The organism is Flavobacterium quisquiliarum (genome assembly GCF_019308285.1).
GTDB classification, from domain to species: Bacteria; Bacteroidota; Bacteroidia; order Flavobacteriales; family Flavobacteriaceae; genus Flavobacterium; species Flavobacterium quisquiliarum.
In genome coordinates this window covers 219932-237292 of the sequence record NZ_WWEM01000039.1, presented here as the reverse complement: position 1 = coordinate 237292, position 17361 = coordinate 219932, and the positions used below count along the sequence as shown (strand labels likewise).

The 17361-nt window shown below is 33.0% G+C and carries 12 protein-coding genes and 1 pseudogene; 9 read left to right on the top strand and 4 right to left on the bottom strand.

Going from position 1 to position 17361, the window contains the following annotated elements:
* Window positions 1-32: 32 nt before the first annotated feature.
* Both GSY47_RS22915 and GSY47_RS22910 read right to left on the bottom strand, forming a co-directional pair.
* Entirely contained in the window at window positions 33-896 is an 864-nt protein-coding gene (locus GSY47_RS22915; RefSeq protein WP_179004217.1) for a DUF58 domain-containing protein, read from the bottom strand.
* 141 nt (window positions 897-1037) lie between these two features.
* Window positions 1038-2042, bottom strand: a complete 1005-nt coding sequence (locus GSY47_RS22910; protein ID WP_177211766.1) for an AAA family ATPase — start codon at window positions 2040-2042, stop codon at window positions 1038-1040.
* A gap of 212 nt (window positions 2043-2254) precedes the next feature.
* Between GSY47_RS22910 and GSY47_RS22905 the strand changes: the two genes are divergently transcribed.
* The 3 genes from GSY47_RS22905 to GSY47_RS22895 all read left to right on the top strand — a co-directional run bounded on the left by GSY47_RS22905 (window position 2255) and on the right by GSY47_RS22895 (window position 5352).
* A complete protein-coding gene (locus tag GSY47_RS22905; protein WP_179004219.1) occupies window positions 2255-3130 on the top strand; it encodes an aldo/keto reductase in 876 nt (291 codons plus the stop codon).
* 199 nt (window positions 3131-3329) lie between these two features.
* A complete protein-coding gene (locus GSY47_RS22900) occupies window positions 3330-4085 on the top strand; it encodes an SDR family NAD(P)-dependent oxidoreductase (RefSeq protein ID WP_179004221.1) in 756 nt (251 codons plus the stop codon).
* A 121-nt stretch (window positions 4086-4206) separates the two neighbouring features.
* Complete coding sequence (locus GSY47_RS22895) at window positions 4207-5352, top strand: ATP-binding protein (RefSeq protein WP_179004223.1); 1146 nt, start codon at window positions 4207-4209, stop codon at window positions 5350-5352.
* 92 nt (window positions 5353-5444) lie between these two features.
* Here GSY47_RS22895 and GSY47_RS22890 read toward each other — a convergent pair whose 3' ends face one another.
* Entirely contained in the window at window positions 5445-6188 is a 744-nt protein-coding gene (locus tag GSY47_RS22890) for a DUF3298 and DUF4163 domain-containing protein (RefSeq protein WP_179004224.1), read from the bottom strand.
* A gap of 192 nt (window positions 6189-6380) precedes the next feature.
* Between GSY47_RS22890 and GSY47_RS22885 the strand changes: the two are divergent.
* Window positions 6381-7526: pseudogene (locus GSY47_RS22885) on the top strand (cystathionine gamma-synthase); the annotation flags it as partial.
* 80 nt (window positions 7527-7606) lie between these two features.
* Here GSY47_RS22885 and GSY47_RS22880 read toward each other — a convergent pair.
* Window positions 7607-8398, bottom strand: coding sequence for a THC0290_0291 family protein (locus GSY47_RS22880; protein WP_179004228.1), 792 nt, complete (start codon window positions 8396-8398; stop codon window positions 7607-7609).
* 323 nt (window positions 8399-8721) lie between these two features.
* Between GSY47_RS22880 and gdhA the strand changes: the two genes are divergently transcribed.
* The 5 genes from gdhA (at window position 8722) to GSY47_RS22855 (ending at window position 17245) form a co-directional block, all read left to right on the top strand.
* A complete protein-coding gene (gdhA, locus tag GSY47_RS22875) occupies window positions 8722-10065 on the top strand; it encodes an NADP-specific glutamate dehydrogenase (RefSeq protein WP_091494448.1) in 1344 nt (447 codons plus the stop codon).
* A gap of 119 nt (window positions 10066-10184) precedes the next feature.
* Window positions 10185-12467 (top strand): type IX secretion system anionic LPS delivery protein PorZ, encoded by a 2283-nt coding sequence (gene porZ, locus GSY47_RS22870; protein WP_179004230.1) that lies wholly within the window; start codon window positions 10185-10187, stop codon window positions 12465-12467.
* A gap of 81 nt (window positions 12468-12548) precedes the next feature.
* Window positions 12549-13262, top strand: coding sequence for a DNA repair protein RecO (gene recO / locus GSY47_RS22865; RefSeq protein ID WP_179004232.1), 714 nt, complete (start codon window positions 12549-12551; stop codon window positions 13260-13262).
* A 118-nt stretch (window positions 13263-13380) separates the two neighbouring features.
* On the top strand, window positions 13381-15276 hold the full coding sequence (locus tag GSY47_RS22860) for an outer membrane protein assembly factor BamB family protein (RefSeq protein ID WP_179004234.1): 1896 nt from the start codon (window positions 13381-13383) through the stop codon (window positions 15274-15276).
* A 49-nt stretch (window positions 15277-15325) separates the two neighbouring features.
* Window positions 15326-17245: a hypothetical protein gene (locus GSY47_RS22855; protein WP_219071544.1), complete on the top strand. Its 1920-nt coding sequence runs from the start codon at window positions 15326-15328 to the stop codon at window positions 17243-17245.
* Window positions 17246-17361: the final 116 nt, after the last annotated feature.

Genomic DNA, 17361 nt, shown 5'->3' with positions numbered 1-17361 from the left:
TTTTTGATTTGTTAATCAAAATTGCCAGATTTTTATCGTGATTTGAAATAGCCTAATAGTTTAGTTACGTAATTTTCGTCAACTCTGGTGTTGACAATTCCTGCTCCAGATTTACGGAAGGTATCTTTAAAATAATTCAATTTTTCCTGATAATGTTTCTCATAATTCATGCGAACTGCTTTTGAACGTGTATCAACCAATTGTAATTTTCCAGTCTCCGCATCCAGCATCGTTACCATTCCTAAATTAGGAATTTTTTCTTCGCGGATATCGTATACTCGAACACCTGTGATGTCGTGTTTTTTAGAAGCTATTTTTAAAGTATGCTCGTAAGAATCAGACATAAAATCGGAAATCATAAAAATGATCGCTTTCTTTTTCTGTGTTCCGGATAAAAATTTCAAAGCCTGAGCAATGTCGGTTTTATGACTCTTTGGTTCAAATTCGATCAATTCACGAATGATTCTAAGTACATGCGAACGTCCTTTTTTGGGCGGAATATATAATTCTACAGTATCAGAAAATAAGATTAAACCAATTTTGTCATTGTTTTGTGTAGCCGAAAAAGCCATCGTTGCCGCAATTTCGGTTACGATGTCTTTTTTAAATTGATTTTTAGAACCAAAAGATTCCGAACCCGAAATATCAACCATTAAAACCATGGTTAATTCGCGTTCTTCTTCAAATACTTTAACGTGAGCTTCGTTGTAGCGTGCGGTTACATTCCAATCGATGTTACGAATATCATCTCCGTATTGGTATTGACGCACCTCGCTAAACGTCATTCCTCGTCCTTTAAATGAAGAGTGGTATTCTCCCGAAAAGATATGATTACTCAGTCTTTTCGTTTTGATTTCTATTTTCCGTACTTTTTTTAAAAGCTCTTTTGTATCCATTTTTTTTAGTGTTCAGTGATCAGTTAGAAAGTGTTCAGTAAGTTCAAATTCTAAAAGGTCTTTCTGTCTTTTGTTAGTGTTCAAGAATCAAAGTATCAGTTTGCTGACTGAATACTAAAACCTGAACACTGAGCACTTTTTTTAAGGTACCTCAATCTCGTTAACGATTTTGTTGATAATGTCTACAGAAGTAATGTTTTCTGCTTCTGCTTCGTAAGTGATTCCAACTCTGTGACGTAACACATCGTGAACAACGGCACGAACGTCTTCTGGAATTACATAACCACGACGTTTGATGAAAGCATAACATTTTGCAGCATTAGCCAAGTTGATACTTCCACGAGGAGAAGCTCCAAAACTGATAAGCGGTTTTAAATCGGCTAATTTGTATTTTTCTGGGTAACGCGTAGCGAAAATAATATCTAAGATGTATTTCTCAATTTTTTCGTCCATGTAAACTTCACGAACCGCTTCTTGCGCACGTAAAATTTGATCTACAGAAACTACCGGATTTACTTTCTCGTAAGATCCTTTTAAGTTTTGGCGGATTACAAAACGCTCTTCGTCAATTTTTGGATAGTCAATTACAGTTTTTAGCATGAAACGGTCAACCTGTGCTTCAGGAAGTGCATAAGTACCTTCTTGTTCAACTGGGTTTTGAGTTGCCAATACTAAAAATGGACGGTCTAATTTGAAAGTAGTGTCACCAATTGTAACTTGTTTTTCCTGCATCGCCTCTAAAAGTGCTGACTGAACCTTAGCAGGAGCACGGTTAATCTCATCGGCAAGTACGAAATTGGCGAAAATTGGTCCCTTTTTAATAGAGAATTCGTTTGCTTTAATGTTGTAAATCATGGTTCCGATAACATCGGCAGGTAATAAATCCGGCGTAAACTGGATACGGCTGAAAGAACCTTGAACCGCTTGTGAAAGCGTATTAATCGCCAAAGTTTTTGCCAGACCTGGAACTCCTTCCAATAAAATATGTCCTTGTCCAAGCAATCCGATTAATAAACGCTCGACCATATGTTTCTGACCCACAATAACTTTGTTCATTTCCATTGTAAGAAGGTCTATAAAAGCACTTTCTCTTTCAATTTTTTCATTTATCGCTCTAATGTCTAAAGTCGTTGTATTTTCTTCCATATAAATATTTTTAAAACCTTGATTTTAACGCCTAATTTTTGAGAGTGCAAATTGAATATTTTTTAATAAGTAAGATGTTAAAGAATGGTTAAAACTTCGACCAAACACCTAATTTTAAGGACTAATTGTGAATCTATTTTTATATTTTTAAGAACTTTGATGATTATGTTTTATTAAAGCATAATTATTACCAAAAATAACGCATAACTATTATGAGCAAAACAGTCTTATCGCCTATAATTTCAGGCACTATGAATTGGGGAGTTTGGGATAAAAACCTTACAACCAAAGAAATGGAAAACATGATACAGGTAAGTATCGAAAACAAAATTACGACTTTTGATCACGCGGATATTTACGGTTCGTACACGACCGAAGCCGATTTTGGAAAAGCCTTTCACGCAAGCAAGATTGCACGTGAAAAATTACAATTAATTACGAAGTGCGGTATTCAGATGATTGCGGATAAACGCCCTGAAAACAAAATCAAACATTACGATTATTCTAAAGACTATATTATTAAGTCGGTTGAAGGATCTTTGAAAAATTTAAAGACTGATTATGTAGATGTTTTTTTACTGCACAGACCAAGTCCGTTAATGCAGGCTGATGAAATCGCTGAAGCAGTTGAGAAATTAAAAGGAGAAGGTAAAATTATTGATTTCGGACTTTCAAATTTTACAAGTTCACAAACTGAATTAATTCGCCAAAAAACAGAAGTAAGCTATAATCAAGTACAGTTTTCAGCAACACATTACGAAGCTATGACTGACGGAAGTTTAGATTATATGCAGACTAACGGAATTCGTCCTTTATCATGGAATCCGCTTGGAACTGTTTTTAGAGAAGACACAAAACAAACTCGCCGTTTGAAAAAATTGTTCTCCACTTTATTGGAGAAATATCACTTAGGCGCTGATACACTTTTATTGTCATGGATTTTAAAACATCCTGCAAAAGTAATTCCGATTGCAGGAACTGTAAATATTGCAAGAATTCAATCCTTGTCAAAAGCAATTGAATTGGATATGGATACAGAAGACTGGTTTGCAATCTGGACAGAAAGTATGGGCGACGATGTGCCTTAATTTTTAGTGTTCAGTTTACAGTTTTTAGTATTCAGTTAGAGTGCAAAAAAATAAACACATAGAAACATAGATTTTTTATATTTTTAAAAAGATGAATTTAGCGTTTCACTTACACATAGCTATGTGAATTTATGCAAATGAAATGCCTTTTTAAGCAAAGTATATCTATGTTTCTATGTGTTAAAACAAAATATTTAAAATGAAAAAAACAGTTTTAATTACTGGTGCCACAAGCGGAATTGGAAAAGCAACTGCCCAGATTCTGGCAAAAAACAATTATAAAGTGATTCTTTGCGGAAGACGTAAAGATCGTTTAGAAGAACTTGAAAAAGAACTTTCGGCTTTTACAGAAGTTCATTCTCTAGCTTTTGATGTTCGTGATAAAGAAGATGTTTTAGAGAAGATTGGTTCTTTACCAAATGATTTTTCAACAATCGACGTTTTAATTAATAATGCCGGAAATGCCCACGGTTTAGATCCCATTCAAAACGGAGATTTAGACGATTGGGATGCGATGATCGATATTAATGTAAAAGGACTTTTATATGTTTCAAAAGCGATAATTCCGCAGATGGTGGAGGGACAATCTGGACATATTATCAATATTGGTTCAACAGCCGCTAAAGAAGTTTATCCAAACGGAAATGTGTATTGTGGTTCTAAACATGCAGTTGATGCCATTACAGCTGGAATGCGAATCGATTTAAATCCATTCGGAATTAGGGTTGGCGGTATTCATCCCGGAATGGTTGCGACCGAGTTTAGTGAAGTTCGTTTTAAAGGCGATGCCGAAAGAGCTTCAAATGTCTATAAAGGATTTGATCCGCTGCAGGCAGAAGATATTGCCGATATTATTCATTTTGTGATTTCAAGACCTTATCATGTAAATATTGCAGATTTAGTCGTAATGAGTACCGCACAGGCTTCTTCGACGATTGTCAAGAAAAGTATTTAATGAAATTTGTAGAAAGACGCACTTGAGTGCGTCTTTTTTATATTTAGAGTTATGAAATGGAATGAAATTTAAATGATTACGAGTTTTAATTAATGTAAATTAGTAGCCAAAAAACTAGATTATGATCAATAAACGCCTTTTAATTAAAAATCTTCTGGCTCATAATGACGAAAGCAGTTTTTATGATAAAAAAAGGCAGTTGAATCTTCATTCTCGAGAAGGAAAAGGTAAGTTTTTGAAACACATTTGTGCTTTATCAAACTCAAATCCAAACAATAATTCTTATATCGTAGTTGGAGTAGAAGATCAGGATAATGAAATTGTCGGTGATGATTTCTTCGATGACAGCCGAATTCAGAATCTGGTCAATGCCTTTCTCGAAAATCCTCCTAAAATTCAATACGAAAATGTCCCTTTTCCAAATCTTCCAAAAGACAAAGTAATTGGTTTGGTTACCATTAAACCTAAAAGTAAAATCTCATACTTTAAAAAAGGAATTCATACGATTTTAGCAAATAGTGTTTTCATAAGACGTGGTAGTAACTCGATTCCGCTGGAAGAACACGAGGAAATCGAAAAAAGCAATCAGAATACAGAAACGGTTATTGGAATCGAAAATAGTTCCCGAAACAGTATTCAATATACTCTTGACGGCGTTATCGATTTTATGAATTTCAGACATAAAGATATGTCGCCCAAATACTATGTCTTTAAAGAATTATTTGTGATTTGCTGGGCTGGAGTTCCAAAAACAATGCGAGAAAAAACGTTTCTGTCGCGTGTTGATATAGAATTAATCAACGAACAAATTAAACTTTTTTATTCGGCACAAGATGTTGTTACTATTGAATATAACGATGATACCTTTACCATTACAGAATATGTGCCTCTAGGTTTAAATGACAAAACGAGTTATTATCCGCTGGAAGAGCAAACCATTCATTTCTTTGATAATGGTTATTATAAAATAGATCGTCAGATGCTTTTTCAGCCACCGGAGTTTAATAGAAAAATGCTATATCATATTTACAATTCGAATATGGCATTGCTGGCAAAACTTCAAAAAGAAATTACATTATCGGAGCGCGAAATGAAAGATCTCGAAAATCTGCCTTCCACTTTTATGATTTGTCATTTGAATGGTTTTGAAGATGCGAGACAAAAATTAATTGACGCTAAATTACTTCTAAAACCTTATAAACAGGTATACTCTTCGTTTAAAGAAGCATTAAGGGTTTTGCGTAAGATGAAATATGATGTGCAGTAGAAAGGGGCAAAGGTTCAGAGAAACAAAGGTTTTTCTCTAGAGATAAGCCATAGTGCTGTTGCATACAGAATATTGAAATATTGGATTGTTGTCTATTGAAAATTCAAATATTTTTTTATTTCATCATAAGAAAATATAAGCTCTTTTGGGCCGTCTGCATAAGAAGCAGCTTCGTATGAATTGTAATATAAAAGTAAACCTTGAGAAGTGTAAAAGATATTCTGTGGCAATTGGAATTTATCATTTTCAAACATCATACCTGTTGCATTAATGTTGGCTGTTTCAGGAATTTTATATTTTGAACGGAATGCCTTTTCGGCGAAAGCCTTAAACTCTTTTTCGTTTTTGAATAATTGATTGTTGAAAATAGCTTTTCCTGTTTTCGGATTAAATAACAAAGAGCGGTAACCTTGATAGCCATGAGCACCTCCTGTAAAAGTGTAATGATCAATTTTTAAGTTTAAAATCTGTTCCGATTGAAATTCTATGTTCCCAATTATTTTGGCTTCCCAGCCAAAAGTGTCTTGAGGGAATTTCTGGTGCATTTCTTCATAAGAAGCAATAAAAGATTTTGCCAATGATTTATAATCGTCGACTTTTACCGAATCTTCTTCAAAAAATACAATCTCTTTAATGACAGCAAAAACTCTCTTATTGATACTGTCTGATATTACTTTTTTATTTTTGGCAACTGGAACTTCTATTGTGATACTCGGGCAATCATTTTTGCACGGCTTAGTAGATTTTTCTTCAAATGTTTCATTTTCAAATGAAAGGTCTTTTTTGCAACTTGTAAAAATCAAACACAAAAAGATTATAAATATGTAATTTTTCATATCAAAAAGTGTTAATTATCTACAAAGGTAAGAACTTGTGACGCGATAAAATAAATTAAGCGGTAAATTTGTAAAAGAATTAAGGATTTAAAATTTATAACTATATGAAATGAGCATGACCATAAATTGGTCGCAAATACCAATGGAGATATGCTAATTACATATAACCAATAAAAAAATAATAAACATTTACATATGAAATTCAATACAAAAGTAATACATGGTGGTCAACATCATGATCCAAGTACAGGTGCTGTTATGCCTCCCGTATATCAAACATCAACATTTGTACAGACAAGTCCAGGAAAACCTTTAGCAGATTACGAATACAGCCGAGCTTCAAACCCTACTCGTACCGCTTTAGAAGACGCATTGGCGAGTATTGAAAATGGTACACGCGGATTAGCATTTTCTTCTGGTCTTGCAGCGACAGATTGTATTTTAAGATCATTTAAAGCAGGAGATGAAATCATTGCAATGGATGATTTGTATGGTGGAACTTATAGAATGTTTTCAAGAATTTATAAAGATTCAGGAATTAAGTTTCATTTTGTTGATATGACAGATATTGAAAAATTCAAAAGTTTAATCAACGAAAACACTAAATTAATTTGGGTAGAAACGCCAACAAATCCATTAATGAAATTGGCAGATATTCAAGAAATAGCAAAAATTACTCAGGAGAAAAAAATCCTTCTTGCGGTAGATAATACTTTTGCAACACCTTATTTACAAAAACCTCTTGATTTAGGAGCAGATATCGTAATGCATTCTGCAACAAAATATTTAGGAGGACATTCAGATGTTATTGCCGGAGCTTTAATTGTAAAAGACGCAGCATTAGGAGATCAATTACATTTTCAACAATTTGCTACAGGTGCAACGCTTGGGCCAATGGATAGTTTTTTGGTTTTAAGAGGAATCAAAACTTTAGCTTTAAGAGTGCAGAGACATTGTGAAAATGGAGAAAAAGTAGTAGAATATTTAAGTAATCATCCAAAGATTAAAACGGTTTATTATCCAGGTTTAAAAACTCATCCATTTCACGAAATTGCTAAAAAGCAAATGAAAGCTTTTGGCGGAATGGTATCCTTTGATTTTAAATCTGGGAAAAAAGAAGACTCTATTGCTTTTTTAGAGAAACTGAAAGTGTTTACGTTAGCAGAATCTTTAGGAGGAGTAGAATCATTGGCAAATCACCCGGCTTTGATGACGCACGCATCTATTCCTGCTGATAAAAGAGCAGAAGTTGGTATTACTGACGATTTAGTTCGCTTAAGCGTTGGTATTGAAGATGCAGAAGATTTAATTGCAGATTTAGAACAAGCTTTAGCTTAAAAATAAATTCCAATAAAAAAATCCCAAATTCCAATTTTACTTTTTGGAATTTGGGATTTTTTATATTTTGAAATTACTCTTTAGAATTCTAAGTAGTAAATATATCCGAAGTTAAACCAAACCTGCCAGTCGTTAGATTTGTTTTCTTTGTAAATATCTTTATTTGGATTTAAACCGTCAACCCAGTCAGAGTTGTACATTTGAAAACGAGTTTCAAACATTAAATCGCTCATTGTGGTTAATTTGTAATGTACACCAAGTGCTGCTGTTGCCGATACTACAACACCACTTTCTGTAGAAAATCCGTGAGCACGACCATCAGAAGGAGTTAAATATTTCCCTGGAGTTACAGTTGGAAGTGTAATGTCTCCTAAACGAGATCCTAATTTTGCTGAATAATAGCTTACTTGGAAACCTAAACTTCCATACGGACTGAAGCTACCAATTGTGTTTTCAAAATCGTGAATTTTCATAAATGGAGAAAATTCTATTTGAGCACCCAATCCAACAATCGTAGAACTTGCATGCATGTTTTTCAATTGCTGTGCAAATATGCCATCCGGTTTTCTTTCAACCCATTGACCAAAGTGCTTTAAATTAGTTCTGCTGAAGTTTAAATCAGATCTAACTTTAAAGTGTTCAGTAAAGTAATTTTCTCTGTTGTTATTGGCAGAGAAGTTGATAAAGTGCATAATTCCGATACCAAAACCAGAGTTTCCAGCATTGGTGTCAAAGTTGTGTCTCTCACCAAAATCAGACTGTAAAGTAACTGGTCCAGCATAAATTCCAATCTCTTGAGCTAGTCCTTGAGCTGATGCCGCTGTTGATAAACTAAGAACGGCAAGTAATGTGATAAATAGGTGTTTAGGCATTTTTCAGGGGCTTACAAATCTCGGCAAATATATAAAAAACATATTCGATTCAAAATATTAAATCATCCTATTGAAAAATAACTATCAAAATACTTAATTTACTAACTTTTAATAGGTAATTTGCATGTAAAGACCTACATGTAAAATGCGTTTTTTTGCAATGTTTGAAAAAAACACAAATCGATTCAAAAAAGTGAAAAATATAACATTGAAACAATATTTGATATATCTTTGTATGTTAAAACGAAAACGTTTTCTTAAACTTTTTTCGAGTTTAGAAATTGAAAAATAAATCAAAAATTATCTGAAAATTTATTTCAAATATGGAACAAAAAATAAATGAATTTATGGCTCTTATTGAGTCAAAAAATCCAAACGAACCAGAATTTCTTCAAGCGGTTAGAGAATTTGCAGAAACAGTTATTCCTTTTATATCTGAGCGCAAAAAATATGATGGTAAAAATATACTCTTGAGAATCGCTGAACCAGAGAGATCAATTATTTTCAGAGTTCCTTGGGTAGATGATAAAGGAGAGATTATTGTCAATAGAGGTTTTAGAATTCAGATGAATTCTGCAATTGGACCATATAAAGGAGGAATTAGATTTCATCATTCTGTAAATTTATCTGTTTTAAAATTCTTGGCTTTCGAACAAGTATTCAAAAACAGTTTGACAACACTTCCAATGGGTGGTGGAAAAGGAGGTTCTGATTTTGATCCTGAAGGAAAATCAGATGGTGAAATTATGCGCTTCTGCCAATCATTTATGACAGAATTATGCCGTCATATTGGGCCTGACTTAGATGTTCCTGCTGGTGATATTGGTGTTGGAGCTAGAGAAATTGGATATTTATTTGGACAATACAAGAGAATCAGAAATGAATTTACAGGAGTTTTAACTGGGAAAGGTTTGGCTTATGGAGGTTCATTAATCAGACCAGAAGCTACAGGATATGGAGTAGTTTATTTTACAGATCAAATGTTACGTACAATTGGTCATGAAATTAAAGGTAAAAAAGTAGCTATTTCTGGATTCGGAAATGTGGCTTGGGGAGTTGCTCTTAAAGTAAATGAACTTGGAGGGAAAGTAGTTACGATCTCTGGACCTGACGGATATATTTATGATGAAGAAGGTATTTCGGGAGAAAAAATCGACCACATGCTTGAAATGAGAGCGACTGGAGATAATAGAGCTGAAAGATATTTGGAGAAATATCCAAATGCTGTTTTTCATAAAGGAAAAAGTCCTTGGGAAGTAAAAGTGGATATTGCTATTCCATGTGCTACTCAAAATGAATTAAATGGAGAAGATGCTCAAAAGTTAATTGATAATGGTGTTTTATGTGTAACTGAGGCTGCCAATATGCCCTCTACATTAGATGCTATTAAACTTTTCTTAGACAATAAAGTATTATTTGCTCCAGGAAAAGCAGCTAATGCTGGTGGGGTCGCGGCTTCTGGGTTAGAGATGACTCAAAACTCTATTCGTTTAAACTGGACAAGTGAAGAAGTAGATTTGAGATTAAAAGAAATTATGGTTGGAATTCACAACCAATGTAAAAAATATGGTGCTGAAGAAGACGGATATGTAAACTATGTAAAAGGAGCGAACATTGCCGGATTTGTTAAAGTAGCCGATGCTATGCTTGCGCAAGGTGTAGTTTAAAAATCTATCTGTAATAATAAGGATGCCTTCGATTAATAAAGTCGAAGGCATTTTTTATTGGTGTCAAAAATTAAATACTCTTGTTTGTAGTATATTTGTCTAATCGAATATATCCAGTGATGAAAAAAATACTTTTCTGCGTTTTCTTTTTAACAATAATTCAGTTTTGTCAGGCTCAAAATAAACTGTCTTGGCAAGGGTATTTTTCATTTAATGAAATCAAGGATGTTTCAGAATCTTCGACAACTGTTTTAGCAGCTTCAGAAAATGCTTTGTTTTCTAAAAATATTTCAACAAACATTCTAAAAACCATAACTACAGTCGACGGATTATCAGGTCTGACGATTTCTGCGATTTATTATAGTGAAGCTTTCAAAAAAACTTTAGTTGGTTACGAAAATGGAACGATGATTTTAATCAATGAAAGCGACGGAAGCATGTTAAAGATTGTCGATATAATCAATAAACAGCTCCCAGCAAACACTAAGAAAATCAATCATTTTATGGAGTACAATGGGGTGGTTTATGTTTCCTGCGATTTTGGAATTGTACAGTTTAATTTGACTACTTCGCAATTTGGTGATACTTATTTTATTGGCGATAATGGTGCAGAAATTAGTGTCAAACAAACAACTTTATTTAATGGATTTATTTTTGCAGCAACATCAAGCGGTATAAGAAGAGCAGATATTGCAAACGCAAATTTAGTTGACTATAATCAGTGGCTGGTAGTGAATGCAGGAAATTGGTTTAGTGTCGAAGCTTTGGATACGGAACTTATTGCGATAAGCGATTCTGGAAATATTCATCGATACAATTCTAATACATTTAATAATTTTTTTCAATTGCCTCAAGCTTCTGTTGATATGAGAGCAAAAAATCATAATTTGTTTATCACTACGCCAAGTACAGTTTATGTGTATAACAATCAAATGGTTTTAACTCGTCAGATTACGAATTCTCAGGTTTTAGAAAATACTTTAAATTTTAGTTGTGCCACTGCAGTTGGAGATCGAATTTTTATTGGAACTAAAGAGAAAGGAATGTTTTTTTCTACTCTTAGCAATGTGTCGGCTTTTGAAAATAATACCCCAACAGGACCTGTAAAGAATAATATTTTTTCGATAGATGTAAGTCCAAATATAGTATGGGCAGTTTATGGAGATTATGATACGTCCTATGATCCATATCCATTGGATAGCTATGGCATAAGCCGGTTCAATGCATCAGGCTGGTTGAATATTCCGTATTCTGAAGTTTATGATGCAAAATCGATTACCAGAATTTTAGTAAATCCAAATAATGAAAAGCAGGTTTATGCAAGTTCTTTTTTCTCAGGATTATTAAGGATAGAAAGTGATCTGCCAAATTTTCTTTATAATGAAAAAAACAGCGGTTTAGAATCAATCACAAACGCAGGTGCAGATTATATTGATGTGCGTATAAATGCAAATGCTTATGATAAAGCAGGAAATCTTTGGATTACCAATAGCCGTATCAATAATGGTTTGAAAGTTTTAAAAACAAATGGACAATGGGGAAGTTATTCAATGACTCCTATTTTTGATATTGCTGAAAATATAAGTTACTCAAGTATTGCTATCGATAGAAATAATGTAAAATGGCTTGGAACCAATCGTGATGGAGTTGTTGGTTTTAATGAAACTACCAATACATTTAAAAAAATGACTTTTGGTACTGATACTGGAAATCTTCCTATTGCAGACGTTAGAGCTATTGCTTTAGATGCCAAAAATCAGCTTTGGATTGGTACTACAAAAGGATTAAGAGTGCTGTCGAATATTGGTAATTTTCAATCGGAAAGTCAGCTCAAAGCAAATCCGATTATTATTACGGAAGATGGCTTAGCGCAGGAGTTGCTTTATGAGCAATTTATTACTTCTATAGCGGTTGATGGAGCCAATAATAAATGGATTGGAACAGCAGATTCAGGCATTTTTATGGTTTCTTCAAATGGTCAGGAAACAAAATATCATTTTACAATAAACAATTCGCCATTGCCAAGTAACTATATAAATGATGTTAAAATAAATAACAAAACAGGTGAGGTTTTTATTGTTACTAATAAAGGAATGGTTTCGTTTAATGGAATTGCAACTGGAGCAAATGACAATCTTAATAATGTATATGTTTATCCAAATCCAGTTCGTCCAACTTATGCAGGAACAGTAAAAGTTGCTGGTTTAATTGATAAAGCCAATATTAAAATCACTGACATAGAAGGAAACTTGGTTTTTGAAACAACCTCTTCTGGCGGAACAATCGAATGGGACACAACAGCTTTTGGTAAATACAAAGTGGCCTCTGGTGTTTATATGGTTTTTATATCGGCGCAGGATGGCGGTGAAACCAAAGTTAAAAAAGTGATGATTATTCGATAGTTTTCAGTCGCAGTCTCAGTTTTTAGTTAGATTTTGATTTCATCAATCTAGAATCTAAAATCTTCAATCTAAAATTATTTCGTGCAAGTCAAAACCAAAGCCATAGTAATCTCCTCTTTAAAATTTCAGGAAAAAAGCCTGATTGTAAAGTGCTTTACGCTTTCGAGCGGACTGAAATCATACTTTGTGCGTGATGCTTTTTCGAGTCGAAAGGCAAGTCAGAAAATTGCTTATTTCCAGCCATTTTCAATTTTAGAAATTGAGGCTGTTCATAAAAATAAAGGAACACTTGAAAATTTTAAGGAAATAAAGACTGCTGTTCCATTTCAGAGTATTCATACCGATATTGTCAAAAGTACGATGGTGATGTTTCTTTCAGAAATGCTGCATTATTCTATTCAGGAAGAAGAAAAAAATGAACAGCTTTTTTTGTTTTTAGAAACTGCACTCACCTGGCTGGATCATCATGATGAAATTTATAATTTTCATCTAATTCTACTTTTAGAAATCACTAAATATTTGGGCTTTTATCCAGATCTTGCAGAAATAGAATTGCCATTTTTTGAAATGAATGAGGGAGTTTTTACGGTTTTCCACAATTCTACGGCACTTTCTGAACATGAAACCAATTTGTTTAAAAGACTTATTGATCTAAAATTTGATAATGACCAAAAAATCTTTCATGTTATTGAAAGACAAATACTCTTGAAAATTCTAATCGACTATTATTCTTCTCATTTAGAGGGTTTTAAGAAGCCTAAGTCGCTCGATATTTTGAAAGAAATTTTTTCATAATCGCATTTCTATTTTTATATATTTGCTCAGTAATTTTGTACTAAAAAAAAATCCCGTTTTTTAGTAGGAAAGTACATTCTCATAAATAAATATTGCCAATAATTAAAAAAAATCTACCATGAAGAAAATTACGTTTTCGATTATTTTGCTTCTGTCGGTAACGGTTTCATCAATTGCCCAAAGAAAATATGATGAAATAGTTACAACAGAAAACACTGTCCAAGATTTGGTTCAGAATGGAATTACTGGAGTTGTTGTCTTTAAAGAGGGCGGAACTATTAAAGGTCTTGATCCTGAAACAAAAAAAGTAATCTGGACTTTAACAAAAGAAGATTTTGGAACTACATCTGCAGGTGACATTTTAAGTGATCCTGATTTTGGAAAAGTTTTTAAAGAAAAAAGCGCTTTAACAACCGTTCCTGGAAGCCCTTATGTTGAGGCTTATATCAACAGTAAATACATTATCATTAATACAGATTCTGGTAAAGTGGTTTACAATTCATCAAAAGAGTCTTTTTGGGTTACACAATCAGACTTTATTCCTGAAACAGACGAATATCTGCTTACTTTAAAAAAAGATGGAGATATGGCGATTGCTTTGTTGGATATGAAAACAGGTGAGTTAAAATGGAATACTACTGTAGATAAAGCAAAATCTTTATTCAGCTTTTCTTTCAAAGAATCTGCTAACACCAATACTGCAACAGTTCACGGATCAGTAATCTATTATCTACTGTACGGAAAACTATATTCTTTTGATAGAAACACAGGAAAATTAAACTGGAAAGGTGAAGAGGATTATTCAAAATTCTATCTGACTCAAAACAACAAAAATATTGTAGTTGTAAATAATGCGGGAACTTTTTCTTCTAAACAATATTTAAATGTATTAAACACAGAAACTGGAAAAAGTATCTGGAAAGAATCTATCAAAACAAAAAGAGTAGTTTATCTTGAAGACTGGGGAACAAAATTATTAGTGGCGCATTTCAGCGGATTTAATTTTTATGACTTAAACTCAGGCGAGAAAATCTGGAAAAAAGACGCTCGTGGAGACGGATTGAAAAGAGTTATTCCAATCGATCAAGATTTCTTATATGTAGCTGAAAATGAAATGATGTTAATTAATAAAGATGGAGAAAAACTTTGGAAGAAGTTCATTGAAATTTCTGATGACAAAGAAGATCCAATTTATTATTTAGGTAAAGTAGGAGAAAAAGTAATGTATCTAACAGGGACTTATGGTAATATGGTGGATTACAAAACTGGAGTTAAACTTTGGAAGCGTAACATCAATTTTGACAAAAACCGTCCAGTATTGCCAACTTATGACGAGACTACAAACTCTTATTTAGTTTACAACGATGAGAAATTGTACAAATTCGATCCAAGCATCAGCGATAAACCAGAGCCATTTGCAAAAGTTAATATCAAAAAAGAGAAAGAATTAAACAGTATCGAATTGTTTCCTTGGGGTGTTGTGCTTTCAGGACCAGTTGAGGTAATGGGAGTTAATATGGATGGAACTGTTAAATATCATTTGACATATAGCCAGCCAGGTGAAACAGGAAGACGTTTACTTAAAAGTGCTGCAATTGCAGGAAGTATTGGTTTAGGTGTTGGTTCTGCAGTAAGTTCAGTTAAAGGTGCTGATTTAACTATGACATACCGCGATTCTGATGGTAACATGAGAACTGCAGTTGCAAAAGGAGATCAGACAAATAAGGATCAGGCAAAAACTTATGCCGCTGGATCTGCAGCTTTAGGAATTGTTGCTACGAAGTTTAATTCTCGTTTTAATGCAATGAAACAAAACAGAGATTACTCATATATTTTTGCTAAAGCAGATACAGGAGAAAAAGTTTTAGTTAAGGTAAGTAAAGCTAGCGGTACTGAAGTTGATAAAATTATCTTCGGTAATAATCAGCCTCTTTACGAAATTGACCCAGCAACTCAGAATATTTTTTATGTTTCTGATAAATCAATTCAAATCTTTAACAAGAAAGAAAAATAAAAAAATCCATGGCCATCAGGATCTGATTCTGATGGCTTTTTTTTTGCCTATGAAAAAAACATTACTACTAATAGCTTTGCTTGTAATTGGTTCAATTCAGGCACAAGAAAAAATAAGTTCCAAAAAAAAGAAATTTTATATACCTGTAATAAACTATTCAGAATTTCCTGTTCTTGATAATGCATTAACGCAGACCACTTTTTATCAAATGGATAAGCAGTTAATACAAGAGGAGCCGATATTGAAGAAAAACTATTTTAATATCGAAGGTTTTATAAAAGATCCTGCAAACGGAAAACTGAGAATTTATTTAACCATCGAACTACCGCAATATAAAGCCACTAAAATCGATAGTATCTTTGATAAAAAGAAAAATGGATGGAAATTTCAGGCATTTTCTAATTATAGTGTGAAAATAAAAATGGAAGCGAAGTGTGCAGATAAGCTTCTATTAACCAAAGATTTTAATACAGTAGAATCCTATTTAATTGCTGTGGGTAGCCAAAAAGATAATCTGAAGGCTGCAGTTGAGATGAATAATAAAAAAATTGCCGAAGCAGAAAAAGATGGTAATTACACCGTTGCAGAATTGGGATTAGATACGGTGATTTACAGTTCTGTACAAGCAATACAAAACTACCTTAATTTTAAATTAAGGTACACCATAGGCGAAGAAAAAATAAAGTTTGAATTTGTAACGTCAAAAACACATCCTGAGTACAATCAATTTCTGGCATTTGAGAATGAAATTACGGCTCAGATGCAAAAAGTAACACTTGAAAAAGGGTTGGATGAAAAAACACTACTGCCACATTTACAATATTTAGAAAGTCTATTGGTAAAATATCCGCCTTCACCTGCAAACGAAAATATTCGTTTCATAGTTACAAACAATTTAGCAGAAACTTATTATTTGCTTGAAAATAAAGAAAAAGCGTTGCTGTATGCTAATTTGCTTATTGAGAATGATAAGCAGGATTCTAGAGGATCTTCGATAGTTAAAAAAGTAAATAATGGCTTTTTTGTCGATAAAAAAATAAGAAGCCATACCACACGTTTTGCTGATCTTCAAAAATTGGGACTTAAGATAGCTGAAGAAAAAGAAGAAAAGAGATTAGCTTTTTTTGAAAAGATCCAACAGCAGGATGCAGAATGGGAAATCGAAAAAGCGAATCGCGAAGCCTATCTAGAAAAGATTAAAACGCAAAGATTTAATTTATTGGATTCTATTCCTTATCAATCAAATGCTAATATTTTGGCAAAAGTGGTCGAAAATCTAGGTGGAAGCCAAGCTCTGAAAAAAGTAGAAAAAGCACATTTGTTTTCTAAAATTTCGATTGAAGGAACAAATATTCCTCAAACAGAAGAAAAATGGGCAACAACATCGCATTATCTTCTTAAGAAAAAAATGCCTGAAGCCTATTATGAAATCGTAAACGGAGCAGAAGCGTGGAGCCATGACGATCGTGAAACGGGTATAAATGCCAAATGGGCAAAATTAACAGCTTATGATTATGGGAATTTGTCAAAGAATGTTGATTTAGTAAACTTTCTTACCGATTTAAGACTCGATTTATGGAATAATTTTGAGATTTTAAATGATGAAATGTATGAAGGCAGATTGTGTTATCATTTGAATTATTTTGAAAAAACATTAAGTTCAGGAAACAGAACAATTCCTAAGACTGATTATCATGTTTTTATTGATAAAGAAAACTTTAATATTGTTTCTACCGAAAAAACAGAGTTCGACAACGGTAATAAAAGTTTTTTTGAAAGAAAATTGTTTGGTGATTATCGTCCAGTTGCAACATTAAATTCAGGAAAAATTCCGCATAAAATTAACTACGAAATTGAAGATTTCAATGGGGAAACTTTGTATCAGGAAATCCGTGAAAAAGTGGACATAAATCCTGTTTTTGGAAATCGAATTTTTATGAAAGAAGTTTATTTCGGAGGATTTAAATAAGAATAAAGTTTAGTGATAAGCTATTTTTAGAATTGGTTATTTTTTGATTCATTATCTCAAAAAAAATGAGAATAATGTCAGAAAGTAACCAATTCTTCTGTTTTTGTATCTAATAT